Origin of the sequence: Streptococcus sp. GMD1S, assembly GCF_000296875.1 — a bacterium.
Lineage (GTDB): Bacteria > Bacillota > Bacilli > Lactobacillales > Streptococcaceae > Streptococcus.
Window position 1 is genome coordinate 1 of the sequence record NZ_AJQY01000108.1, and the last position, 1,970, is coordinate 1,970.

The following is a 1,970-nucleotide window of genomic DNA, read 5'->3' on the forward strand; positions in this document are numbered from 1 at the left end:
CCTGAAATCGGCACGATATCAGATGAATGTTCATGCCAACGCACCATGCGAAGTTTATCTGATAAAGACTCTGGTAGGTGCAAGTCATCCCCTTTTTCCTCAAAGGTCCACATCTGGTAAATGTCCGCTTTTTCATGAAAATCTGGATCCACATCCAAGTTTGGATAAATGGGATCAATAGCCTCACTGATCAGTTCTGTTCGCGTGGAGAGTTTGGCGTCATGACTACCAACCAGGCCGTACTCAATTCCCTCTTCCTTCGTCCAAGAGACATACTCCTCAACATCTAACTTCTCAATCTGATGCTGATAAATGACCTGGCCTTTTTTATCTTCTATATAGGCCCCATTTAGGGTTACAAAAAAGTCCGGCTTGAGCTCACGAATCTCTGGAACAACACCGAAAATACCACGTCCAGAGGCGATTCCTGTTAAAATTCCTTTTTCACGCAACTGTTTAAAAACAGTAGGAATTGTAGCTGGAATAAAACCTGTCTTTGACGTACGCAAGGTATCATCAATATCAAAAAAGACGATTTTAATCTTCTTTGCCTTGTATTTTAATTTCGCATCCATCTCTCTACCTCTTTTCCATCACTCTTTCCATTATACCATAAAGCTGATGAAATTCCTTTTTTGAAAAAAGATGAAAATCCTATCAAAAAGAGAGCTCGTAAAACTAGCCCTCTCTTTTCATCCTAGAACATCTCTAGAGCAATCATGGTAATCATCGTTGCATCATAGTAGTTGTCCAAAGGTAAATCTTGTGTGAAAATGTATTTATTTTGCTGAAGAAGTTTCAGATAGCCTTCTCCCTTGTCAGACGCATAGGTAATCGGTGCCAAGAAACTACCTGCCTGGTATTGATTGAGGGCAGTTCCATTCAAGTCATAACCAGCATAAATACGTTGCTCTTTCATAAAGAAATCCATCATCTTTTGAACGAGTTTTTGGCTTCTTTCATCCTGACTCTGAGACAAGTGATATGGCAAACGACAAGCGTTATAAGAATAAGCCCCATCGTATTGAGATTCGATAGTGTTGGCATCAACAAGGTGCGCCCCTGACTTCTCAGCCCAGATAAAGTCTGGCAAGAGACCCGTATCAGAATGAGAACTGATTTGCTCCAGTTGCCCAAGCATCTTATCCTTAACGTCTAACCACTGTTTGTTTCCAGTCAGGTCATAGAAAGATTGGAAATAGCGAGGAAGAGTATCAGACGTCCGCATCAAGTAATAATAATCGGAATCCTTGTTGGCCCAGTTCCCTACTGTCAGAACACCTGTCTCTTCATTGTAATTGTATCGAAGAATATCTTCTAAGATTTTTTTAGCTTGCTCTTGGTATTCCTGCGCCTTATCCGGCCACTGCTTGGCAGCTTCAATCAAAGAATAAGCGATGTAGAGATCTCCATCAGTTGCGTTTTGCTTCTCAACCGTTTCACTACTATTTGTGATCACTTGCTTCCAAGACATCAACTGCGTTCCCTCGATACGATGATTTTGGTAATAGCGATAAAGATTCTCAAAATCTGCTTGTGTCGCTTGCCCTTTTTGGGCTGCTAAAACCGTTATGAGCATGCCATAACTTTGGGCTTCAGATAGAACTGTTGTTCCCTCCGAATCACTCGTCGTACGAACATAAGACTGATTGCCTTTTGTAACAAGGAACTGCTGGCTCCATTGGCTGTAAATTCGATTACGCATCTCGATTTTAGTCCTTCCTCTTGCTAAAAACAAGGCTAAACAAAAGATAGAAAGGATGAGCACAAACCAGACATATTTTAATTTATTCGTTTTCATAGAACCTCCTATCCTGCAAATCGCTTGGTTTTAACCCACTTGGTTTCTTTTCGTCGGAGTACTTTATCCAGCACGATTGAAGAAATGGAATCAACGGATACAACGATAAACATCTGTGCATAAGAGAAATAGGCTGCCAGGGCTAACCAGATTTGTTTAGTTGTTGCTT

2 protein-coding genes and 1 pseudogene are annotated in these 1,970 nt (G+C 41.0%); all 3 read right to left on the bottom strand.

Annotation, left to right across the window (positions count from 1 at the left end):
- Positions 1 to 575: HAD hydrolase family protein (locus GMD1S_RS07385; protein ID WP_000338989.1), on the bottom strand; the 575-nt coding region annotated here is incomplete at its 3' end.
- Between the two features lie 122 nt (positions 576 to 697).
- Positions 698 to 1,801, bottom strand: a complete 1,104-nt coding sequence (locus tag GMD1S_RS07390) for a glycosyl hydrolase family 8 (protein ID WP_000856182.1) — start codon at positions 1,799 to 1,801, stop codon at positions 698 to 700.
- Positions 1,802 to 1,809: 8 nt separating this feature from the next.
- A pseudogene (locus GMD1S_RS11815) lies at positions 1,810 to 1,970 on the bottom strand (glycosyltransferase family 2 protein); the annotation flags it as partial.